This is a genomic window from Flavobacterium sp. (assembly GCF_044348915.1).
In the GTDB taxonomy this organism is placed as follows: domain Bacteria; phylum Bacteroidota; class Bacteroidia; order Flavobacteriales; family Flavobacteriaceae; genus Flavobacterium.
Map to the genome: position 1 here is coordinate 1 of NZ_JBIKRX010000121.1, position 6,246 is coordinate 6,246.

The following is a 6,246-nucleotide window of genomic DNA, read 5'->3' on the forward strand; positions in this document are numbered from 1 at the left end:
GGTCAAATCCCATTTTTCCATTGCGTTTTCTGCCATTTGAAAAACAATATAGCCCTCATAAACATCTCCATCTGCAGAAACTTTGGTTACTGGTGATTTAGGACAAGAATGGCTCATCATCGTCATACGCATTACTGGCTTCCAAGCAACAGTTGCGTTTTTGATATATTGGTTTGTGGTTTTATCTTTAATTCTTAGTGCGATTTCATTGAAACCTTGTTCTAAACCACCCATATGCTTGTATAATTCTATGGTGTGAGTCGTGTTTGAGATTTCCTTAAACTTGGTTAATCCGTCTAATTCGTTAACAGTATTATCATCCGTATCTGAAGTACAAGACGCAAAAATGGTTGCTAAAACCAAAGGTATTATTCTTAAAAATTTCATTTCTATTTTTTTAATTTTTGATAATAAAAAGCACGTCAATAGTATCGCTATCGAATAATGCCATAGTAAAAACTTGAAAAATTATGAAATGAAAATGGGGGGACGAAACACAGAAACACCATTCAAATAGGAGTATAAATCTGAATAGTTAGTGTATAATTGGTGCTTATCTTCAAAAAATATTGAAGTTATTTTAAAGGAATTGATTTTTTCAAAAAACAACACTTCCGATTCTTGAGTCGCTGATTTTTTATCTGAAGAAATGGGTTTTTCGCTATCCGATGCTTTGGCAAGTTCTTTCATTAAATGACATTTACCATTACATTTCATTTTTGGTTTGTCTTTATTGACACAGAGCACTTTTGTAATATATTCATAATTAACGACATAATCTACCACCGGAAGTACCGGTTTTAGTAAAATAAGTAGCGCTAATAGGAATAACATCTTTTTCACGATGCAAATATAAACCTAGAATTAAAATTATCCTTATGATTCTAATCATATTTGCATATCTTTATGCAACATAAATTTGTAGCAATGTGTTTCATTTGCCAAGTAAATCAAATAAAAACAGAAAATTTCCTAACTTTAATTTATGCAAATAGATATAGATTTACTTTATTCTTATGGTGCAGTAGCCAAAAAATATATAAAAAATGAGATTGTCTTTGATGAAGATGAAGTGGCTCATTTTTACTTCCAAATTATTGATGGCAGTGTGCGATTGTTCAATTCGAATGATGAAGGGAAAGAGTTTACCCAAGGGATTTTTTGTTGTGGCGATGGATTTGGCGAACCGCCTCTATTTATAAACGAAACATATCCTTCTAAAGCTGTTGCCATTCTAGACAGCACCATCATAAAATTATCTAAAGAAAAGTTTCTGAAAATTTTGGATGAATATCCATCTATCCAGAAATACTTTTTGGTTCTAATGGCTCAAAAAATACACGCAAAATCAAGAACTTCAAAAGAAATTATCAATCAAAAACCTGAATTTAGAATTATCGCTTTTTTGAATTCTTTTAAGAAAAAATCGGGCTCTTCCAGTGAGAAAATCTTGATTCCCTATACAAGGCAAGAAATTGCTAATTACACCGGGCTCAGAGTTGAAACTGTAATTCGAGTTTTTACTAAAATGAAAGAAACCAATAAAGTTGAAATCACAAATCACAAAATATATTATTAGATGTTTTTGAATACCAAATTTTGGCTAAAATTCTCCTTAGCAAACCTCTGTATTGTAGCCTTTCTCGGGTTGTTGATGCGCTATAAAATAGTTTTTGAATTTCCACATTTCGAGCAAAAAAACCTGCAACATTCCCATTCTCATTTTGCTTTTGCGGGTTGGTTAAGCCACACACTTATGGTGTTGATGGTTTATTATCTTCAGAGCAAAATCGATGATTTTCCAGGAAACAAATACAAAAAACTCATCATTGCCAACTTGATTTGTGCTTACGGAATGCTGGTTTTCTTTATCATTCAAGGTTATGGGCCGATTTCTATTGTTTTTTCTACTGCATCCATACTGGTTTCCTACGTTTTTGCATACCAATTTACAAAGGACTTGAACACGCTAAATTCCGATTTACTGTCAAAAAATTGGTTTAAAGCCGCCTTGTTTTTCAATGTGATTTCATCTTTAGGCACGTTTTATTTGGCCTATATGATGGTTAGCAAAAACTTTGTTCAGGATTTATATCTTTCATCGGTATATTATTATTTGCATTTTCAATACAATGGATGGTTTTTCTTTGCTTGTATGGGTTTAATTTTCGGTTTTTTGAACCTTCGCAAATCGAAGCACCCTTTTTTGGAAACCACTTATAAATTATTTGCAATAGCTTGTATTCCTGCCTATTTACTATCCATACTTTGGTTGGATTTACCCATTTGGCTTTATGTAATTGCAGTGCTTTCAGCTTTAATTCAAGTTTTTGCTTGGTTCAGATTTGTACTGATTTTAAGGAAAATCCGTGAAAACACAATCGAAAATTTAGCACCGCTATTGCGGTATCTATTGTTATTTATTGGTTTAGCCGTGAGTGTAAAACTGCTGCTTCAGGCTGGCTCCACGATTCCGATTATTAGCCAGCTAGCTTTTGGGTTTAGACCCATTGTTATTGCCTATTTGCATCTGGTTTTATTGGCAATAATTACATTATTTGTTTTGTTTTACATCTATGCGAATCACCTTTTCATTATTTCCAAAAAAATAAAATTTGGGGTGCTTATTTTAACAATTGGAGTCGTTTTTAACGAACTAGTCCTAGCCGTTCAGGGTATTGCAGCTTTTAGCTATACGATTATACCTTATGTAAATGAAATACTTTTTGGTGTTGCTATTATTTTATTAATTGGAATTGTGCTAACGGCAATTTATTCCATAAAAAAAGTAAAAAATAACCCTCCTTTATGATTACACTCATAAAATAAATGCCTGAAATTGAAGTGCTTTGTCTTATAAAACTTAAGCACTTAGATTATGAAAAAAACCATTCACGCATTATTAGTCGTTTTACTGTTTACTGCCATTGGGTGCAAACAAAACAGTGAAGCTTCAACCGAAGCCACAACCGAAAGCTCAGAAGCTATAACAACAGGACAAGAAGGAGTTGTTGATACAAACTCTGCACCAAACATTGTTCAAGTTGCCTCTGGAAGCAAAGACCACACTACATTAGTTGCTGCTGTAAAAGCTGCAGACCTCGTTAGATCCTTGAGTAACGCTGGTCCATTTACCGTTTTTGCCCCGACAAATGCCGCATTCGACAAACTTCCTGCTGGAACTGTAGAAGGCTTATTGAAACCTGAGAAAATAGGAGATTTGCAAAACATTTTGGGTTATCACACTTATGTTGGCACTTTGAAAACAGAATATATGAATGACGGTCAAGAATTTGATATGGTTTTTGGCGGTAAAGTAAAAATCACCAAAAAAGGAGACAAAACATTCGTCAATGATTCAGAAATCGTAGCCTCGATTCCAACATCTAATGGGATAATTCACGTAATTGGCGATGTATTACTTCCAAAATAAAATTACTAATTCATCTTACCTTGGTTAAAAAAAAGCGTGTGTTTTTACTAACACACGCTTTTTTCATTTTAAATTGCTTTTTGCTTCAACCCACCGTTTTATGCATCATTGCTGCAGCAATATTAATGGCTCTCTCCTTGATTTCTTCCGCTTTTACCCCTGCAAATAATTCATCAACAGTGCTGATAAAATGCTTGTTCCAAAGACTGAAATGAGCAGCACTTACTTTACTCTTATAGTGCAAATTTTCGTGCGTTACCATCGGATTCCCCTCATAATTCCCAGAATAAAACAAGATGTTCTCAAAAAAAGCACAGACTTTAGGCAAATGCTCTTCCCATTTTACACGAGCAACTTCATCAAAGAAATAGCTAATTTCCTTATCCGCTTTAATTTTTACGTAAAAAGCATCAACAAGCCTTTCTATATCTACCTTGTTTTTGATATCTGTTTTCATATTTTTAAATATTAAACCTCTTCAGCTAGTTTGAATTACAAATCTTTGTTTTTAAACTTTTTAAGTGAAATATAAAACGGAATAATTGCCCACAAACACAACAATAAAAATGACACAATCAGCCCAAATGAAGTACCAAAAAAATCTTTGAAAATTGCACCAGTATAACCCATCATTGCAGAAACATCAAGATGCAAAAGAATCTGGATTCGAGCTAAATCTATTGGGCTCAAAGCGGTAACAGCTACCATTGCTTTTTCGATAGGATAATCGGATAATTGAAATAATAAAAACAACACCATTCCGTCAAAAAGCAGGGCAAAATACAACCAAGTCATAATAGCAATACCAATGCCTTTTGCCTTATCTCTAGTAACAATAGAACACAAAAAAGCCAGTGCTACAAAAATTATTGAAATCAAACAACCTATAACTACCATCATAATCCCAACACTATCGGGAGCATTTATCAGTAGGGGGATACCTGCTCCAATAAAAAAAGCCGAAACCAAAGCGAGTGATAATCCCAAAAATAAACTAAACCAAATTTTCTTCCTCTTGACCGGCTGACTCAACAAAAGCTCAATAAATTCGGCAGAGTTGTATAAATAAATCGTTGAAAAAAGGATGGATACTAAGGGAACCGTAAACAAAATCACGTTCAAAATAGTAAGTAATCCCTTGGCAGAATTGTCTTCTAATCCGAAGGAACTCCAAGAAAGTAACCCTAAAATCAATGTATAAGCCAATACAATCTTGTTTTTAAGAATGTCGAGAAATATGATTTTAATGATTCGGTTCATAATGTAAAAATTAAGTTCTATTTCTTTTTTAAACCATTAAGATTCTGTGTTGATTTCCAAATAAAAATATAAATTTTTATTAGTTTTGTATCCTAAGACAGTCATCGAGCTAGTCTCTATAGCGTGTTTAAACCATTTGTGTTTGCACGCTATTTTTTGTGATATATTCTTTGTCATAAATGGTTTTGTTTTTGAATAACACATAAATCAATTCCAACACTTTTCTTTGAATTGCTACTAATGCTTTCATTTTTATTCCGTGTTTGGATATTAGTCTGGCGTATATTTCTCTAAAATTATCATCCCATTTAACTGCAGTCAGTGCAGGTAAGTGCATTGATTTCCTTAAATTCCGATTTCCTTTTTTAGAAATTCTTGGTTTTCCCTTGACTGAAGTTCCAGACTGTTTTTCCTTAACATCAAGACCTGCATAACTTGCTAATTGTGATTTATTTCTAATCAATTCAAAACCATTAGTTTCTGCCAAAACGATTACTGCTGTTAATGCTCCAACTCCAGGTATTGTTGTGATTCTATTTATAGTTTGCTGTAAATCAAGATTCCCTTTTACGATAGCGGCAATATCCTCTTTGATCTCTTTTTCCTGTGAATTTAAAAATTTTACCCTCGAGGTCATTCGATCCAAACTTTTTAAATTGGGTTCAGCTTCACTATTTTCAGCGTGTATTTGATTTTTGACAATGCTTCGTTCTTGAACAATTTGATCTCTTTCTCTTGTTAACTGCTGTAATTCTTTATACACATTATTTGGTTTGCACCAAGTGTCTAATTTTCGTTCTAGTCCAAATTGAGCAATAGCTTGTGAACAACTTTTATCTGTAATAGTTTTCGTTTCCAAGGTGCGCATATAATTACTGATTTTATTAGGCAATACAATGCTTACTTCATAATCATTTTCACTTAAATAATAAGCGAATTTTTGATGATATACACCCGTAGCTTCCATTACATAACCAACAGAAATTTCATTATCACTTATTTTTTTTACCCATTCAACTAATGATAAAATACCTGAATCACTATTTTTAAAAACTTTATAACCAAATAATTCTATCGAAAAATCATCCAGTTTACGCCCCATAGTTACTACCAACTCTTTTTGAGCTACATCAATTCCTACTACTTGCTTAACTACTTTTTTTGTCATTACTTTTTTGTTTTAAATTACTTATAAAGTGATGAATCTCCCTTCGTCTTTTCTCCTACTGGATATTCTGGATATTAAGACTTGCTTAATTCCTTACATTCTGTTCAGACTCTAAAAGATAAAAAAGAATGAGGTTATTTCTTAATGTCAATATACTTTGTAAGTTATTTAATAATTAATTAACTCTCATTCTTTTTCACTTTGTAATTCAAATTTATTGACTTTTACAACTCAAATCAATAACTTCGCAAACATAGGAGAAATTAAGAAAATCAAGATTTGTAAAACTTCTTAATAAAACTTAATTAATGGTTCAAAAAATCAATAAAAAGAATGACTTAAATATTCATCAAACTCTCAATTTCCTCAATCTCAATCGGGATGT

At 32.5% G+C, this 6,246-nt stretch carries 7 protein-coding genes and 1 pseudogene; 3 read left to right on the plus strand and 5 right to left on the minus strand.

Features of this window, described 5'->3' with window-relative positions:
- Together ACIQ1E_RS13390 and ACIQ1E_RS13395 are read right to left on the minus strand one after the other, a co-directional pair.
- Nucleotides 1-387: pseudogene (locus ACIQ1E_RS13390) on the minus strand (hypothetical protein); the annotation flags it as partial.
- A gap of 81 nt (nt 388-468) precedes the next feature.
- Complete coding sequence (locus tag ACIQ1E_RS13395; RefSeq protein ID WP_396171814.1) at nt 469-834, minus strand: hypothetical protein; 366 nt, start codon at nt 832-834, stop codon at nt 469-471.
- A 151-nt stretch (nt 835-985) separates the two neighbouring features.
- On the opposite strand from ACIQ1E_RS13395, the gene ACIQ1E_RS13400 reads away from it, so the two are divergent.
- The 3 genes from ACIQ1E_RS13400 to ACIQ1E_RS13410 all read left to right on the plus strand — a co-directional run bounded on the left by ACIQ1E_RS13400 (nt 986) and on the right by ACIQ1E_RS13410 (nt 3,433).
- Nucleotides 986-1,579 carry a Crp/Fnr family transcriptional regulator gene (locus tag ACIQ1E_RS13400; RefSeq protein ID WP_396171815.1) on the plus strand — a complete coding sequence of 198 codons (594 nt, stop codon included), beginning with the start codon at nt 986-988 and terminating at the stop codon, nt 1,577-1,579.
- Nucleotides 1,580-2,812, plus strand: coding sequence for a hypothetical protein (locus tag ACIQ1E_RS13405; protein ID WP_396171816.1), 1,233 nt, complete (start codon nt 1,580-1,582; stop codon nt 2,810-2,812).
- A 66-nt stretch (nt 2,813-2,878) separates the two neighbouring features.
- On the plus strand, nt 2,879-3,433 hold the full coding sequence (locus tag ACIQ1E_RS13410) for a fasciclin domain-containing protein (RefSeq protein WP_396171817.1): 555 nt from the start codon (nt 2,879-2,881) through the stop codon (nt 3,431-3,433).
- A gap of 85 nt (nt 3,434-3,518) precedes the next feature.
- Here the strand turns inward: ACIQ1E_RS13410 and ACIQ1E_RS13415 are convergent, their stop codons facing one another.
- The 3 genes from ACIQ1E_RS13415 to ACIQ1E_RS13425 form a co-directional block, all read right to left on the minus strand.
- Nucleotides 3,519-3,890: a group III truncated hemoglobin gene (locus ACIQ1E_RS13415; RefSeq protein ID WP_396171818.1), complete on the minus strand. Its 372-nt coding sequence runs from the start codon at nt 3,888-3,890 to the stop codon at nt 3,519-3,521.
- Between the two features lie 35 nt (nt 3,891-3,925).
- Nucleotides 3,926-4,693 carry an ABC transporter permease subunit gene (locus ACIQ1E_RS13420; protein WP_396171819.1) on the minus strand — a complete coding sequence of 256 codons (768 nt, stop codon included), beginning with the start codon at nt 4,691-4,693 and terminating at the stop codon, nt 3,926-3,928.
- A gap of 127 nt (nt 4,694-4,820) precedes the next feature.
- Nucleotides 4,821-5,861, minus strand: a complete 1,041-nt coding sequence (locus ACIQ1E_RS13425; protein ID WP_396171820.1) for an IS110 family transposase — start codon at nt 5,859-5,861, stop codon at nt 4,821-4,823.
- Nucleotides 5,862-6,246: the final 385 nt, after the last annotated feature.

Coding starts and splice junctions, on each gene's coding strand:
- ACIQ1E_RS13415 (WP_396171818.1), bottom strand. CDS start 3,890: ATGAAAACAGATATCAAAAACAAGGTAGATATAGAAAGGCTTGTTGAT.
- ACIQ1E_RS13405 (WP_396171816.1), top strand. CDS start 1,580: ATGTTTTTGAATACCAAATTTTGGCTAAAATTCTCCTTAGCAAACCTC.
- ACIQ1E_RS13410 (WP_396171817.1), top strand. CDS start 2,879: ATGAAAAAAACCATTCACGCATTATTAGTCGTTTTACTGTTTACTGCC.
- ACIQ1E_RS13420 (WP_396171819.1), bottom strand. CDS start 4,693: ATGAACCGAATCATTAAAATCATATTTCTCGACATTCTTAAAAACAAG.
- ACIQ1E_RS13395 (WP_396171814.1), bottom strand. CDS start 834: ATGTTATTCCTATTAGCGCTACTTATTTTACTAAAACCGGTACTTCCG.
- ACIQ1E_RS13400 (WP_396171815.1), top strand. CDS start 986: ATGCAAATAGATATAGATTTACTTTATTCTTATGGTGCAGTAGCCAAA.
- ACIQ1E_RS13425 (WP_396171820.1), bottom strand. CDS start 5,861: ATGACAAAAAAAGTAGTTAAGCAAGTAGTAGGAATTGATGTAGCTCAA.